Raw genomic sequence first — 15,396 nt, forward strand, 5'->3', positions numbered from 1 at the left:
CTATGTGAATGAGCTTCGTCGCTTGTATGGTCAAGATGCAGAAGTATTATGTGGCTATGAAGCTGGATGTCTTGGATTTACCCTATATCACTAGCTACAAGTTCACGGGATTCCCTGTATCGTGATGGCACCTACAACGGTAATGAAGGAAGGAGCTAAGCGTGTCAAGACTGATAAGAAAGATGCGGCTCAGCTCGCAAAAGCTCTGGCCTTTCGTAGCTATCGGCCTGTTCATATTCCTACTGCTGAGGATGAACAAGTCAAAGAATATATCCGTATGAGAACAGACCACAAAGTGGCTCTGAAGAAAATCAAACAACTTCTGACCTTCTGTCTCCGACATGATTTTCGCTATACCGAGGAAGCTGTAATTGGACACAGAAACATGTCCGCTGGCTCCATTCCCTAAATCCTAAGGGACTTTACGCAGAGATTTTGACAGAATATCTATTGACCTATGAGAAATTAGTAGATCAAATAGAACGGTATGATGCACGAATTGAGTAACCGGCTCAAAGTGACAGTTATCAAGAGAAGGTCTCTCAGCTTTCTTGGCATCAAAACACTAACCGCTCTTTCCGTTGTGACAGAAATCGGAAATTTTAATCGCTTTGCGACAGCTCAACATTTTACTTCTTATCTTGGGCTGACTCCTAGCGAGAACTCTAGTGGAGACAAGGAGAGAAGAGGTGCTATCACTAAAGCTGGTAATAGCCATGTAAGACGACTTCTGATAGAAGCTGTACGATTATTGGTTAAGGGAACTGTTGGGTATAAATCCAAAGAGTTGAAAAGGAGACAAAGTGGAAACCGAGTGGATGTGATTGCTTATGCGGATAAGGCTAATGAATGCTTAAGAAGACGTTATCGCACACTTGTTCTAGGAAAAAATAAGAAACAAAATGTTGCTAAAACAGCTATTGCACGGGAATTATCTGGTTTTATTTGGGGGATGATGACAGGAAGAATAGCTTGAAGTTAGCGCTTGTTTTCATGTACACTTTTGACAATTAAGTTTTATCATCGCAGAGCGATGAGGAATTCTTATTTCTATCCAAAATCACTGAGTGAATTTGGACAGAAATAAGGATTGAAATCATGTTTGATTGGAAAGTATCTTGAAGGAGTTTAGGACTTCAAAGTTTGAGTCATCTACGAAATGACTAAGTGGCACAATTGTGATCCACGCTTATAGAGAGTTGGACTCGCGGCAGAACCATTGACCTGTAGGTAACCAATCCACGAATATCAGAGTGGCCAATGCCCGAAGCTAAGAACTAAGCTTTTCATTTTTCACGCGTTGTAAAATGAAGTGTAACAAAATAGACATGTTCGTTTGATATACTAGCATTCCCCAACTCATACTCAACAAAAATCAAAAGCAAGCCAACCAAGTGTTTTTTAACCATTGTCTACTAACAATTGGTTTAAAAATAGACCAATCTAACTCTCGTATCACTTCTTGAAGCTTGTTTATCACATCATCTAGTGTTTTGAATGCTTTATTCTTAAACCCTCTCTTTCGAATCTCAGCCCAAGCTTGTTCAATTGGATTCATTTCAGGAGTATAGGGAGGAATAAACTCGAAACCAATATTATGTGGTTTCTCTAAGGTACTTGATTTATGCCAAACGGCATTGTCCATCACTAATAAAATAGAATCGTCAGGATAAGCTTCAGATAGTTGTTTGAGAAAAACATTCATCCAATCTGTACTGCAGCCCCCAGCGATAATGAAGAAGGGCTCTCCTGTATGGGCCTCAACAGCACCATATCAATGGCGATACTCACGAATATAGTGACTATGTACATGCGGTCTCACCCCTTTTGCTGCTCAGACCTTTCCAATTTTACTAATCTGACCAAAGCCCGCCTCACCTTGATGCATTAGCCTGACTTTATGATGGCGACGACTATTCTTGAAGCGCTTTCTTTTTTCATGAATGAAGATTTTATTTTTAGACGCTAAAATGATATTTGCGTCTGCTTTTTTAGGGTGTTTTGGTCTTTGCGTAACTTTGCGCCAACCATGGCGTTTAAGAGGGGATAGAATCCATCCTTGGTCGTAGGATGTCCAACACATTTCAGATAAGCTTCATAGAGAGAGTTTTTCGTCACGAATTCGCCATTTAATGAAGCTGTTAACGGTTCTTTTAGAAATACCTCTTCTTCTTGAGAGGTTAAATATTGACGATTACGCCCACCTCGAGTTTCTTTTACTAGAGCTGAAATCCCCTCAAGTTCGTACTTGCCTTGTAAGGACCAGATTGTATACTTTGAATAGCCGATAAGGTTAGTGATTTCCTTATAGCTAAGACCTTCTGTTCTGAACAGGATAACTTGAAGTCGTCTATGAAATGGAGAATAGGTTTTATCTTTCAAATAAGTTTTTAATTCGTTCGTTTGTTCGATAGTGAGTTTCATAAATCTATTATAGGTCAGTTTTTGTTTTTTAAACAGTATTAGAGAACAAAAAATTCTCCTGTAATCCAATGTTACAGAAGAATTTTTATTTTAATTTTTAATTGGGCCATTTTCAACTGCTTTGACAGCTTGGCTAATGGTTTGGGCGAAAATTTCTGCACCGTTATTTTCAATGTTGAAATGAACCAAGTCTGAGTTGTACCAAATTGGTGGATTGTCTAGGGAGGCCTGGTACCAGTCTGCAATTGAAATATAATCGTATTTCTCAGCCAATTCTTTTTCATATTGCCCTGTTTGGTAAGAAATAGAATTACTTGGACTAAAGTTACCATCGTAGGGTGTTACGAAAATGAGACGACGACCTTTAGGAAAGTCCTTGACTAATTTGTCCAAAATCTCTTGGTATTGATCACTAGTATTGGTACCGAGAGCAACGATAACCGTTTCTTTCAAGCTATTATTTTGTTGGTAGAGTTTGATCAAACTTTCAATTTCTGAGAGGTTTCGACTGACAGTTCCATCGATTTGAATACCTGGAATGGCTTCTTGAAGTGCTGTACTTGCTCGAACGGTAACAGAATCTCCAAACATGGTCACGCCTTTTTGAATATCAAAGCTAGATACTTTGGAATTTTCAGCTGCTGATCGAGTAGTTGAAAGCTGGGTCTGCGCTTGGTAGAGGCTGCTAATCATATTTTCTTGGTCAAAAGCTCCTAGCTTAGGAGCAAAGAGGCAGATGGCTAAGCTTAAAACCGTAAAGAAACCAAAACATCCAGCTACCCATTTCTTATAAGGCTTGAGGTCTATTGCCAGTCCGAACAGATTTCCAACCTTACCTGCGACAAAGGGTTCGAGGATATAGGTCGAAATTGTTGCTAGAATGACGGAGAAGATAAAGGATAAGATGGCAGCAGTAGTCGCATTGCTTAGTTGAGTAAAGATGATTAATAGTGGCCAATGGAAGAGGTAGACCCCATAGGAAATAGCTGCAAAGAATTGAATAATGCTAGGTTCATTGACCTTTTCTGTCTTTTCATGGAGCACACGCGCCGCAAAAATCATAGCAGCAGTTGCTAGGCTAGACAGGAGGAAACCAATCAGGTAGGTCCAAATAGAACTAAATTGAAGGGTAAACAGTAGGAGAAGTTCGACTGCCAATCCTCCTACAAATAGTCCGACTACCTTCAGCAAGCTAAGTGATTGAATAGTTTTCTGGAAGGCAGCGGTTGTATGCCCAATCCCGGCAATAGTTGCTAGGATAGCCCCAAGAAAGAAGGGAAAGGTATGGGTAAAAGTCGAATAATAAATAGATGAGAGGTTGTCCACGAAGAAACTGGATATAAACATTCCAAGGAAGGTCAGGACAAATAGGCTGAAGGAGGTCAAGAAAATTGTTCCACGCAGTTGCCCAACACTTTTGGATATCCGCGCTAAGAACCAGACTAGACCTGCCCAGATAATGTAATATTGGACCTCAATCGCCAGTGTCCAGGTGTGGACAAAAAGATGGGGCGAAAATTGATTTTCATAGCTACCACCAGATAGAATTTCAAAGAAATTGGTCATAAAGCCAAGGGCAGCTGTAACTTGACTTCCAATATTAGCCAGGAAATCATTCCGAATGAAGAGGGCTAGGGGAAGAACTAGCAGGATGGTTAAAACCAAAGGAGGTAGAATCCGATAGAGTCTTCTTCGGAAAAAGGAGATGAGATCAATTTTTTTATGTTTTGAAAACTCATCAATCAAAAGTGCTGTCGTCAGATAGCCAGATAGGGTGAAGAAGAGGTCCACTCCAACAAATCCACCAGGAAAAATCTTGATGAAGAAATGATAGAGGAGAACAAAGGCCAAGCCGATGACACGAATTGTAGATAACCATTTAATTTTCATTTTGATAAATCCCCTGTTTAAATCTTCCTTCGTAGATGGCCTGTCCTTCCGTAGTTAGTTTGCCTTTGCCATCGGCGTAACCATTTTTAAATTCTCCAGTATAAACCCAGCCACTAGCTGATGTATAGGTTCCTTGACCGTGAAAAATGCCATTTTTAAACTGGCCTTGGTAGCTGTCACCATTTTCAAAGGTCAGTTTGCCCTGTCCATTCATTTTAGAAGCAACCACATAGCCATTGTATTGTATTTTTCCATTGTCTAAGGTCAAGACCTGCTTGTTTCCTATCCGCCCTGTAAACACAGACAAGGCACAAATTAAAATAAGGAGAAGAGAAAGCACTTCTATTTTCCTACGCGTGAAGAAATGAGAAACATCTTCCAGTGTTAAACGTTTTTTTCTTAACTCTTTCATAGATAAACCCTTTCAAGTATGATATAGTGGATTTTTACACCCTTCTTTCTAGTATAAAACCAAAGCGTATCAGTCCATTCAGAAATAGTTTACCATTTTCTTACAAATATTACAAAAATATTACACGGAGAATGTTATAATTTCTCCAACCAAGCCTGACATCCCTGTTTGACCATGCGATAGGTTTCTTGGAAATCCCCTGTGTACCAAGGATCTGGGACCGATTTTTCAGCGAATTGGAAAATCTTATCTTGGGCATGGGCAGGAGCCATTTTCCGCAAATCACGGACATTGTTACTGTCCATTCCAATGATGACATCAAATTCCTCAAAGTCTGTTTGAGAGATTTGTTGAGAGTTTTTGGTTTGGTCGAAGGGAATGCCATACTCTTGAAAAATTTGCTGGGTTCCTGGGTAAATAGGATTGCCATGCTCCCAGCTGGACGTTGCCCGACTTTCAATGTGTAAGTTGTCAGTTAAATCTTTCATAACAAATTCTGCCATGGGGCTACGGCAGATATTGCCTAAGCAAACAAAAATGATTTTTTTCATAGAAAACTCCTTTTTCTTTTATTATAGCGTATTTATATGAGAAAAACTGGCTTAGAAACATTATAAAATTAGAACTTTTCTAATATAAGGATTTTTACTTGTTTTTCTAAAATTTTTTATTTATAATAATTACAATTAAAAAAGAAAAGGTGATCAGATGAAACAAGAATACTACCAATCTCCAGCAGAAATTGCTTCCTTTAGCCCACGCCAGTCAGTACCATTGGCTGATTCTAAGGCGGTTTTGAATCAAGCGGTGGCAGATTTATCTGTCGCACATTCTATTCTCCATCAAGTTCATTGGTATATGCGTGGTCGTGGTTTTATGATTTGGCATCCTAAGATGGACGAATATATGGATGAGTTGGATGGATATTTGGATGAGATGAGTGAACGTTTGATTACCTTAGGTGGTGCACCGTTCTCAACACTGAAAGAATTTTCTGAATATAGTCAGCTGAAAGAGGTTCCTGGGGATTATAGCTTGACGATGGAAGAGCAACTGGAGCGTGTGGTGGATGTTTTCCGTTATTTAGCTGATTTGTTCCAAAAAGGTTTTGATGTCAGTGATGAAGAAGGTGACAGCGTAACCAACGACATTTTCAATGTGGCTAAGGCTAGCATTGAAAAACATATTTGGATGTTGCAGGCTGAACTTGGTCAAGCTCCTAAGTTGTAAATAGTTGAAGGGTCCAGTAGGACTCTTTTTTGTTGCAATCTTTAATACTCTTCGAAAATCAAAATTATCCGTTGTCAAGAGCCTTGATGAGTGAAAAGCTCCGGTGGAGCTTTTCAGCCTGTTATCTTGAAACAAGATAGTAACAGAGTTCTATCTTCGACTTCGTTTCCTAGGCTACTTTTGATTTTCATTGGGTATAATATGACATTTGTCATATCAGTTCATGACAAAGGCTTCTAGTAGGGTCTCCTTTTTCGAGATATACTGTCTATGTAAGATGTTCAAGAAGTAGGAGGTAGAAAGATGATAGAAGTACGAGCACTAGACAAGGCTATCAAAGGACGGACCATTTTGTCCGATATTTCCTTTGAGATACAGTCAGGGGAATGTGTGGCCTTGATTGGTCCCAACGGGGCTGGGAAAACAACGCTCATGTCCTGTTTGTTGGGCGATAGAAAGGTGACGAAAGGGCAGGTATTGTTGGACGGTCTGGCTCCGCAGGCTCGGTCCAATAAAGAAACAGTGGCAGTTTTGCCACAGGAAAATGCTATTCCAACGGACTTGAATGTCAAGGAATTGCTCCGCTTTTTCCAAGCTATCTACAAGGACAGTCTGACAGATGTGGAAATCGACAGCCTGCTCCGCTTTTCCCCAGAGCAAAAAAATCAACTGGCGGGCAAGCTATCAGGTGGTCAGAAGCGGCTCTTGGCCTTTGTCATCTGTCTGATTGGTAAGCCTAAGTTGCTCTTTTTGGACGAGCCAACGGCGGGCATGGATACGTCGACCCGTCAGCGTTTTTGGGAGATTGTCCATGACTTGAAGGAAAAGGGCGTGACCATTTTTTATACCAGCCACTACATCGAGGAAGTGGAGCATACGGCGGAGCGGATTTTGGTCTTGCACCAGGGTAGGCTCTTGCGGGATACGACGCCATTTGCCATGCGAAGTGAGGAGCAGGAAAAAGAAGTAGCACTGCCAATCCGCTTTGCGACGGTGGTTGAAGGCTTGGATGCCATTTACGACATCAGCTATAAACAAGACACGGTCAGCTTCAAGACCCGAGCTATTGAGCAGGTTTGGGCGAATTTGCAGGAAGCAGGATGTCGGATTTCAGACCTAGAGGTGCAGAACAAAACCTTGCTCAACAGCCTATTTGATAAGACAAGGGAGGAAGAATCATGAAAGCATTGGTGCAAGTAGAAGCGGTCAAATTATCCAGAAGTTTGGGAGTGTTTCTCCTGTCTATCGGGATGCCCGTCATCTTTTTCCTGATTTTCTCATCGACGGTCCAGTTTGATGATACAGCCACGCAAAAGGCCTTTATCCAGTCCTATATGCTGACCATGACAGGCTTTTCCATGTCGGGCTTTGCCCTTTTTACCTTTCCCATGATGCTGGCAGAGGACCGAAAAAACAGCTGGTTGACCTTTATCCAGCATTCTCCCCTACCAATCTGGCAATACTATCTGTCCAAACTGGTGCGTGTCTTGCTCTGCTTTGTGTCTTCCATTGCCATTGTCTTTGCGATCGGAGGCTTGGTCAAGGGAGTTGAGATGACAGCTCAAGAATGGGTGATTTCGGCTCTCTTGCTTTTAGTAACCTCTATCGTATTTCTAGCCATTGGCTTGCTTTTGGTGCAAATCCAGTCGGAACAAACCATGTCTGTGGTGGCCAACTTGCTCTACTTTGTTCTGGCTATCATGGGTGGTTCTTGGATGCCTGTTTCCCTCTTTCCTGACTGGGTACAGCGAATTTGCAAACTTATGCCCAGCTACCATGTCAATCAGCTGGTGACCACCTATGCCCAAGAGGGAGATTTTCTCTGGAAATCCTTGCTAATTGTCCTAGGCTATGCGATAATTTTCTTAGGAATTGCTCTGGCCATCCATAAAAAATCTGACCAGTAGTGAGGTGACCCATGATTTTTGAAAAAAGAAAGATACCAGCCATGTATTTCGTGGGCATGATCTTTCTCTATTTTCCACTTTATTACGCCCAATACAGTCCAAATCCGACGGCAGTGGTTCTAGCCACCATTCTCTTTGCCCTGGTCTATTGTTCTCTCTTTTACACCGACTACAAGCTCTATTCCATGTTGGGCTGGTTTTACCTGATTGGCTACATCGCCGTCATGAGTTTTTGGGGCAATCTGCAGTTTTCCCTCTTTATCTTCAACCTGTCCAATATGCTGGGCTGGTATTATAAGGAAACTCGGCCGACCTATCGGACGGTGACCTATGGGATCTTGTTGCTGGCCATTGTCCTCTGGGCTCTCTTTGGACCTGTCCCCTTTGAGATGCGGGCCTTTGCACTCATCATTCACTTTTTCGGCGTGGCCTTGCTGATTTTTAGCTGGATTGAAACCAAGCGGGAAGCCCTCCAGCAACGGATTCAGGATCAAAATGCTTCCATTAACCTCCTGCTTGCTGAGAATGAACGCAACCGCATCGGTCAGGACTTGCACGACACCCTGGGCCATGTCTTTGCTATGCTGTCCGTCAAGGCGGAGCTGGTCAAGACTCTCTTGGACCACGATCAGATTGACCAGGCCAAGAAGGAAGTATCAGAACTTCAGACCTTAGCCAAGGACTCCATGCAGGACGTTCGCCAGATTGTCCAGTCCCTCAAGCAGCACACCGTGGCAGAGGAGCTCCAGATTTTGCAGCAGATGCTGGACTTGGCAGGAGTGGACTTGGTCGTTTTGGGTGGGGAAATAGCAGAGCAGCTCAGCTTGCCTGTCCAGAACAAACTGGCTATGGTGCTGAGAGAGTTGGCCAATAACCTGCTCAAACACAGCCAGGCTAGTATGTGCCGTTTGCTATTTGAAGAAGACCAGCAAGAATTGGTCTTGCACTACGAAGACAATGGGGTGGGCTTTGCCCAGTTAACCGGTCAAGAATTGCATACCATAAAGGATAGACTGGTGACGGTGCAGGGGAGTTTGGAATTTCTTTCTCTGGCACAGCCCACCCGCCTGTCCATACGAATTCCGCTTGAGGAGGTGGTAGAATGAGAATCTTAGTCGCAGAAGATCAGGCCATGCTGCGGGACGCCCTCTGTCAGCTCTTGGGCTTTCAAGATGCGGTTGAGGCTGTTTTACAGGCAGAAAATGGCAGTCAGGCCCTTGCTATTTTGGAAAAAGAGCCAGTAGATGTGCTACTCTTAGATATTGAAATGCCTGAGAAGACGGGGCTGGATGTCTTGGAATGGGTGCGAGCGAAATCCTTGCCCGTCAAGGTTGTCATCATGACCACCTTCAAGCGACCAGGCTATTTTGAGCGGGCGGTCAAGGCTGATGTAGATGCCTATGTGCTCAAGGAACGATCCATTTCGGACCTCATGCGGACCATTGAAACGGTCTTGGCGGGTCGAAAGGAATACTCGCCAGAGTTGATGGACATTCTCCTGACCCAACGCAGTCCCTTGACGGACCAGGAAAGCCAGCTGCTCAAGCTGGTTGCTGACGGCTTGTCCAATAAGGAAATCGCCAGCCAGCTCTACCTGTCTGACGGTACGGTCCGCAACTACATGACCTCTATCCTGTCCAAGCTGGGTGCAGAAAACCGCACGGCTGCTGTTAAGATAGCACAGGAAAAGGGTTGGTTATGAAATTATAGAGGATTGGTGGTATATCCAATCCTTTTTAAATGTATTCGATAAATTCCAACTGAGTTTTTATATTGAAAATCTTATAAAATTCTGCTAAAATTTTTCTATGAAAAGACTTTACGATGTGCAGCAGTTGCTAAAACGGTTTGGTATTATTGTTTACATGGGCAACCGCCTATATGACATTGAAATGATGCAGATTGAGCTCAATCGGGTCTATCAGGCAGGTGTCCTAGATCGGTTGGAATACATGGAGGCTGAACTAGTTTTGCGGCGGGAACATCGTTTGGAATTAGAGTATCAGAAGTTGAAGGAGAGTAAATAGTGGAAACCTTGTGGATATTTATTGTTTTTGTGCTTATTTTGGGTTCATGGATGGGCTTCAATTATTGGAGATTGCGTCAAGCAGCGACGGTCATTGACAATGCAGCATTTGCAGAGAAAATTCATGGAGGTCAGTTGATTGACCTACGAGACCCAAGCGAGTTCAGCCGTAAGCATATTCTAGGTGCCAGAAATATTCCCTACCAACAATTACGCCAATCAACAGCTGCTTTACGTAAAGACAAGCCTATCTTGATTTACGAAAATGACCGAGGTCAGTTGTCGACACCAGCAGCCCTTCATTTGAAAAAGCAAGGATTTAATGAAATCTATATTTTAAGCTATGGCTTGAATGGCTGGAATGGGAAAGTGAAATCTAGTAAATAGCAATGACTCAGATCCTCTTAGGATAGTAAGTCTAGTATTGATACCTTTAAACCTCAGAAAACAAATAATTTCTGGAGGTTTTCTTTTTTCGTTTTGGGTAAGCAGTCCTGTCGTTTTTCTGTTATAATATTCTTTATGAGAATTGTATCTGGAACGTATGGCGGACGACCGCTCAAAACACTTGAAGGAAAGACAACCAGACCTACCTCGGACAAGGTTAGAGGTGCCATGTTTAATATGATTGGTCCCTATTTCGACGGTGGTCGAGTCTTGGATCTCTATGCCGGCAGCGGCGGTCTGTCAATCGAGGCTGTTTCTCGCGGCATGGAGGCTGCAGTCCTGGTCGAACGGGATCGGAGAGCGCAAGCTATTATCCGCGATAATATCCACATGACCAAGGAAGAAAGTAAGTTTCATCTCCTAGCCATGGAGGCCAAGCAGGCTTTGGCTCATCTGAGCGGATCCTTTGACCTGGTCTTCTTGGATCCACCCTATGCAGCTGAAGACATCGTGGCAGACATTACTGAGCTGTGCCAGCGCCAGCTTTTGTCCCAAGACGTCATGGTGGTCTGCGAGACGGATAAGGCAGTTTCTCTTCCGGAGGAAATAGCAGAGCTGGGTATCTGGAAGGAAAAAATCTACGGAATTAGTAAGGTAACTGTCTATGTCAGATAAGATTGGAATGTTTACAGGCTCCTTTGACCCCATTACCAATGGTCATGTGGATCTGATTGAGCGAGCAAGTGGCCTGTTTGATAAGCTTTATGTGGGTATTTTTTTCAATCCCAATAAAATTGGTTTGTTTACAGGGCAGGAGCGACTTGCCCTCTTGCAAAAAGTTTTTGAGGGAAATGAGAAGATTGAGGTCTTTTTGGCTGGTCAGGAGTTGGTGGTCGATGTAGCCCATGAGCGACAAGTCAGCCATATCGTCCGAGGTCTCCGTAATGGCATTGACCTTGAATACGAGGCTAATTTTGACTATTTCAATCGCCAACTGGCTCCGGATTTGGAGACAGTCTATCTCATATCCAAGCCTGAATACCGGAATATCTCTTCAAGCCAAATCCGAGAATTGATCTATTACAAGCAAGATATTAGCCCCTATGTGCCCCTAGTTGTTAGCGAGGAGATAAGAAAGAATGAAGAAAAATAAGAAATTACTACTGATAAGCTCCATTGTCTTAGGTACTCTATTGATCTGGTTTACAGTCTTTGTACCCCTACCCTATTATCTGGAAAAGCCGGGAGGGGCTTCGGATATTCGTCAGGTCTTGACGGTCAATAATCAAGAGGATGAAGAAGATGGTTCCTACAATTTTACCTACGTATCAGTCCAACAGGCAACAGCCCTGCAACTCTTGGCAGCCCAGTTTGACCCTTATACAAGTGTTAGTTCAGCGGAGGAAATGACAGGTGGGGCAGATAGCGAAGAATATTTCCGTATTGCCCAGTTCTACATGGAAACGTCGCAGAATATGGCCAAGTACCAAGGTTTGACCCTGGCAGGTAAAGAAGTCAGCATGGATTTCTTCGGGGTTTATGTTCTGGCTCTGGCAGAGGATTCAACCTTTAAAGAAATTCTCAATATTGCGGATACGGTTGTGAGTATCAATGGTAAAACCTTTGAATCTTCTCCTGATTTGATCAAATACGTCAGCAGTTTAGAATTGGGGAGTGATGTAACAGTTGGTTATGTCAGCGATGGACAAGAAAAATCTGCGGATGGTCAGATTATCAAGTTGTCAAATGGTAAAAACGGGATTGGGATTACTCTTGTAGACCATACGGAGGTGAAGAGTTCGGTACCGATTGAATTTCAAACAGGCAATATCGGTGGACCAAGTGCAGGTCTTATGTTTACCCTTGCCATCTATACGCAATTAGCTGATCCAACCTTACGTGATGGGCGCGTGATTGCTGGTACAGGGACCATTGAGCAAGACGGTAGCGTTGGTGATATTGGTGGAGCAGACAAGAAGGTCTTGTCTGCAGCCAAGGCTGGTGCAAGTATCTTCTTTGTACCAAATAACCCAGTTGATGAAGAAATTTTGAAGGAAAACCCGACAGCCAAAACCAATTATGAGGAAGCCAAAGAAGCAGCTGAAAAAGCGGGTGTGGATATCGAAATTGTCCCTGTCAAGACAGCTCAGGATGCTATTGACTATTTGAAGAAAACAAAGGGCGAGTAAATCGTCCTTTTTCATTTTAAATTTCCTTAAAATTGTCAGAAATTTCTCCTAAACACTAAACTAGAAGAATTTCTTGTCAAATAGTGATATAATAGTAGGGTTAGATAGAAATGATTTGTATGAAGAATTGAAAAGATAGGAGGACAAATGAAAAAAGAAATTTCACCTGAAATGTATAATTACAACAAGTATCCTGGCCCAAGTTTTGCTCGTGTGGGGGACAAGGTTGTATCTGAAAATATTGAACTAGACCTTGTGGAAGACTATAAAGAGGCTTTTGACCAGACTATTTTCGGTCAGCGTTTTTCACAGTTGATGCTCAAGTTTGACTATATTGTCGGTGATTGGGGCAATGAGCAACTGCGTTTGAAGGGATTTTATAAGGATGATAAGACTGTTAAGTCTGACTCTAAAATCAGTCGTTTGGATGATTATTTGACGGAATTCTGTAATTTTGGCTGTGCTTATTTCGTCTTAGCCAATCCAAATCCGCAGGACTTACCTGTTGAGGAGGAGGATAGACCCCGTCGCAAGCGGAGTCGTTCTCGTAATCGCAACAGAAATCAGCAGCGGACGGAGCCGATTGCGCCAAAGGAAAGTAAGAATAGTCGCAATGACCGTCAGAAAAAAGGGAAGCAGCAGATTAAGCAGCCGGAACAGCGTCATTTTACTATGAAAAATGCGGGTGCCAAGGCTAGTCAGACGGAGCGTAGTCAGAAGCGTGACCGTAAAGAAAATAATCGAGAGATGAATGAGGCTAAGCGTAGCTTTGTTATCCGTCAGAAGTAGGGAGAAAAATGAAACCATCAATTTATGCCTTTAGTCAAGCCAATCTTGTGGATTGGATTTTAGAAAATGGGGAAAAGAAATTCCGTGCGACACAGATTTGGGAATGGCTCTATCGTTCCCGTGTCCAGTCCTTTGCGGAAATGACCAACTTGCCCAAGTCTTTGATTGAAAAATTGGAAGAAAACTTTGAGGTCAACCCACTCAAGCAACGGATTGTACAGGAATCTAAGGACGGTACGATCAAATACCTATTTGAATTGCCAGATGGCATGCTGATTGAAACAGTTCTCATGCACCAGCATTATGGTCTGTCAGTCTGTGTAACCACTCAGGTAGGCTGCAATATTGGTTGTACCTTCTGTGCTTCTGGTTTGATTCCAAAGCAACGGGATTTGACCAGTGGTGAAATTGTGGCTCAGATTATGTTGGTGCAGAAATACCTAGATGAGCGTAATCAGAATGAGCGCGTCAGCCATATCGTTGTCATGGGTATCGGTGAGCCGCTTGACAACTATGACAATGTTATGACCTTCTTGCGTGTGGTCAATGATGACAAGGGCTTGGCAATCGGTGCCCGTCACATCACGGTTTCGACTTCTGGTTTGGCACCAAAAATCCGTGACTTTGCCCGTGAAGGTGTTCAGGTCAACTTGGCAGTTTCTCTCCACGCGCCAAATAACGACCTTCGTTCCAGCATCATGCGGATCAACCGCCGTTATCCAATCGAAGTATTGTTCGAGGCAATCGAGGACTATATCAAGGTAACCAACCGCCGTGTGACTTTTGAGTATATCATGCTTAATGAGGTCAATGATGGGGTGGAACAGGCACAAGAATTGGCTGATTTGACCAAGAATATCCGTAAATTGTCTTATATCAACCTCATTCCATATAACCCGGTTAGTGAGCATGATCAGTACAGCCGTTCAACTAGAGAGCGGACCCTGGCTTTCTTTGATGTTTTGAAGAAAAATGGGGTCAACTGTGTCGTTCGTCAGGAACACGGTACTGATATTGATGCGGCTTGTGGTCAGTTGCGTTCCAATACACTCAAAAAAGATCGCGAAAAGGCGCGTGCTCGCATCGCAGCCGCAAAAGCCAAGGCAGGTATTGGAGCATGAGAACATTCTTCCAAGCAGATGGGAATCTGACCAAGCTAGGAAGACAAATTTGTAAAAGCTTAGCTGGGGCCTATGCTCTGGCTATTGTTTTACTTTGTTTTCTTCCTCAGACCTGGTACCCTCAATACAAAGACTTCTCTACGCCAGGCATTATTCAGATTGGCCGGCTCTATCTACTCCCCACTCCCTTTAATAGTATTGTCAATGGTGATAAGGTAGATAGCCTAGCAGATCTGGGCTGGATATTCTTGCAGAATTTCACCAACATTTTTCTACTCTTCCCCCTGGTTTTTCTTCTCCTTTTTCTTTTTGAAAAATGGCGGAGCCTTAAAGCAGTTATACGGTTTAGTTTTTTTATGAGTTTGTTTATTGAGTGCACTCAGCTATTGCTAGATATACTCATTGATGCCCAGCGGGTATTTGAAGTGGATGACCTCTGGACTAATACCTTAGGCGGTGTCTTGGCTTATCTCATTTATAAATTAACGAAGAAATTAGTCGCCTCTTCCAAATAATGCTCGTTTTTTACGTTGAAAAACCCTATATTTCCGACAGTCGTTCGTGTTTAACTGGTGCGCTCGATTTTATTTTGAAAGAATAGTGAAAAAAATTGAAAATACTTGACATTATGTAAGGTATGACTTATAATCGTATGTAGTTTAAGAAGAGTTCAATTTATCTATGCCTACTTAGCAGTACTTGGTTTCAAATTGTTCACTTTTTTAAGAAGTCCTTTTGAATAAAGAAAATTTTGTTCAAGCTAGGCAGAATAGAATACGGATCCCCTTATATCGTGCAATTCCTAAACTTAGGACTTTTCTATCCGTATTCGCATGTATCCTCTCGGGTTATCTTCGAGAGGATTTTCTATAAGTTAAAGTCATAATCAAAACCCCTGACAATTGCATTGATATACTCCCCTTATAGTGGACAGTGAAAAAACAAAAATTTTCACTAGAAACTATAAAGGGAGTTTTATTATGTCCAAAAGAAGTCCAAAGTCTGTCTCTGAGAAACTAGA

Annotated in this window: 18 protein-coding genes and 1 pseudogene; 15 read left to right on the forward strand and 4 right to left on the reverse strand. The window is 42.6% G+C overall.

The window, feature by feature from the left end; genetic code table 11:
* The first annotated feature begins 124 nt into the window (after nt 1-124).
* A complete protein-coding gene (locus C1G57_RS11310) occupies nt 125-409 on the forward strand; it encodes a hypothetical protein (RefSeq protein ID WP_238142206.1) in 285 nt (94 codons plus the stop codon).
* A 78-nt stretch (nt 410-487) separates the two neighbouring features.
* A complete protein-coding gene (locus tag C1G57_RS11315; protein WP_238595329.1) occupies nt 488-976 on the forward strand; it encodes a transposase in 489 nt (162 codons plus the stop codon).
* Nucleotides 977-1,375: 399 nt separating this feature from the next.
* Here C1G57_RS11315 and C1G57_RS01100 read toward each other — a convergent pair.
* The 4 genes and pseudogenes from C1G57_RS01100 to C1G57_RS01115 all read right to left on the reverse strand — a co-directional run bounded on the left by C1G57_RS01100 (nt 1,376) and on the right by C1G57_RS01115 (nt 5,277).
* Nucleotides 1,376-2,424, reverse strand: a pseudogene (locus C1G57_RS01100) (IS630 family transposase).
* A gap of 90 nt (nt 2,425-2,514) precedes the next feature.
* Nucleotides 2,515-4,314, reverse strand: coding sequence for an acyltransferase family protein (locus C1G57_RS01105; RefSeq protein ID WP_105113382.1), 1,800 nt, complete (start codon nt 4,312-4,314; stop codon nt 2,515-2,517).
* Nucleotides 4,304-4,726, reverse strand: a complete 423-nt coding sequence (locus C1G57_RS01110) for a hypothetical protein (protein WP_105113383.1) — start codon at nt 4,724-4,726, stop codon at nt 4,304-4,306. The genes C1G57_RS01105 and C1G57_RS01110 overlap by 11 nt, the downstream gene beginning before the upstream one ends.
* A 134-nt stretch (nt 4,727-4,860) precedes the next feature.
* Nucleotides 4,861-5,277: a low molecular weight protein-tyrosine-phosphatase gene (locus C1G57_RS01115; protein ID WP_105113384.1), complete on the reverse strand. Its 417-nt coding sequence runs from the start codon at nt 5,275-5,277 to the stop codon at nt 4,861-4,863.
* Nucleotides 5,278-5,434: 157 nt separating this feature from the next.
* Here C1G57_RS01115 and C1G57_RS01120 point away from each other — a divergent pair, with 157 nt between their 5' ends.
* The 13 genes from C1G57_RS01120 (at nt 5,435) to C1G57_RS01180 (ending at nt 14,890) form a co-directional block, all read left to right on the forward strand.
* Nucleotides 5,435-5,956 carry a Dps family protein gene (locus C1G57_RS01120; protein WP_105113385.1) on the forward strand — a complete coding sequence of 174 codons (522 nt, stop codon included), beginning with the start codon at nt 5,435-5,437 and terminating at the stop codon, nt 5,954-5,956.
* Nucleotides 5,957-6,259: 303 nt separating this feature from the next.
* Complete coding sequence (locus tag C1G57_RS01125; RefSeq protein WP_105113386.1) at nt 6,260-7,138, forward strand: ABC transporter ATP-binding protein; 879 nt, start codon at nt 6,260-6,262, stop codon at nt 7,136-7,138.
* Nucleotides 7,135-7,863 carry an ABC transporter permease gene (locus C1G57_RS01130; RefSeq protein WP_105113387.1) on the forward strand — a complete coding sequence of 243 codons (729 nt, stop codon included), beginning with the start codon at nt 7,135-7,137 and terminating at the stop codon, nt 7,861-7,863. Before C1G57_RS01125 ends, C1G57_RS01130 begins: the two co-directional genes overlap by 4 nt.
* An 11-nt stretch (nt 7,864-7,874) precedes the next feature.
* On the forward strand, nt 7,875-8,969 hold the full coding sequence (locus tag C1G57_RS01135) for a sensor histidine kinase (protein ID WP_161941079.1): 1,095 nt from the start codon (nt 7,875-7,877) through the stop codon (nt 8,967-8,969).
* Nucleotides 8,966-9,565: a response regulator transcription factor gene (locus C1G57_RS01140; protein ID WP_105113388.1), complete on the forward strand. Its 600-nt coding sequence runs from the start codon at nt 8,966-8,968 to the stop codon at nt 9,563-9,565. The genes C1G57_RS01135 and C1G57_RS01140 overlap by 4 nt, the downstream gene beginning before the upstream one ends.
* A 106-nt stretch (nt 9,566-9,671) precedes the next feature.
* Complete coding sequence (locus C1G57_RS01145) at nt 9,672-9,890, forward strand: YqgQ family protein (RefSeq protein ID WP_105113389.1); 219 nt, start codon at nt 9,672-9,674, stop codon at nt 9,888-9,890.
* Nucleotides 9,890-10,276 (forward strand): rhodanese-like domain-containing protein, encoded by a 387-nt coding sequence (locus tag C1G57_RS01150; protein WP_105113390.1) that lies wholly within the window; start codon nt 9,890-9,892, stop codon nt 10,274-10,276. The genes C1G57_RS01145 and C1G57_RS01150 overlap by 1 nt, the downstream gene beginning before the upstream one ends.
* Before the next feature lie 135 nt (nt 10,277-10,411).
* Entirely contained in the window at nt 10,412-10,951 is a 540-nt protein-coding gene (gene rsmD / locus C1G57_RS01155; RefSeq protein WP_105113391.1) for a 16S rRNA (guanine(966)-N(2))-methyltransferase RsmD, read from the forward strand.
* The gene (gene coaD / locus C1G57_RS01160) at nt 10,941-11,429 is read left to right on the forward strand and encodes a pantetheine-phosphate adenylyltransferase (protein ID WP_105113392.1); all 489 of its coding nucleotides are present in this window, start codon (nt 10,941-10,943) and stop codon (nt 11,427-11,429) included. Before rsmD ends, coaD begins: the two co-directional genes overlap by 11 nt.
* Complete coding sequence (locus C1G57_RS01165; protein WP_105113393.1) at nt 11,416-12,465, forward strand: SepM family pheromone-processing serine protease; 1,050 nt, start codon at nt 11,416-11,418, stop codon at nt 12,463-12,465. The genes coaD and C1G57_RS01165 overlap by 14 nt, the downstream gene beginning before the upstream one ends.
* 147 nt (nt 12,466-12,612) lie before the next feature.
* Nucleotides 12,613-13,254: a YutD family protein gene (locus C1G57_RS01170; RefSeq protein WP_105113394.1), complete on the forward strand. Its 642-nt coding sequence runs from the start codon at nt 12,613-12,615 to the stop codon at nt 13,252-13,254.
* A gap of 8 nt (nt 13,255-13,262) precedes the next feature.
* Nucleotides 13,263-14,375, forward strand: a complete 1,113-nt coding sequence (rlmN, locus tag C1G57_RS01175; protein WP_105113395.1) for a 23S rRNA (adenine(2503)-C(2))-methyltransferase RlmN — start codon at nt 13,263-13,265, stop codon at nt 14,373-14,375.
* Entirely contained in the window at nt 14,372-14,890 is a 519-nt protein-coding gene (locus C1G57_RS01180) for a VanZ family protein (RefSeq protein WP_105113396.1), read from the forward strand. The genes rlmN and C1G57_RS01180 overlap by 4 nt, the downstream gene beginning before the upstream one ends.
* Nucleotides 14,891-15,396 lie beyond the last annotated feature (506 nt).

The organism is Streptococcus suis (genome assembly GCF_002960425.1).
GTDB classification, from domain to species: Bacteria; Bacillota; Bacilli; order Lactobacillales; family Streptococcaceae; genus Streptococcus; species Streptococcus suis_S.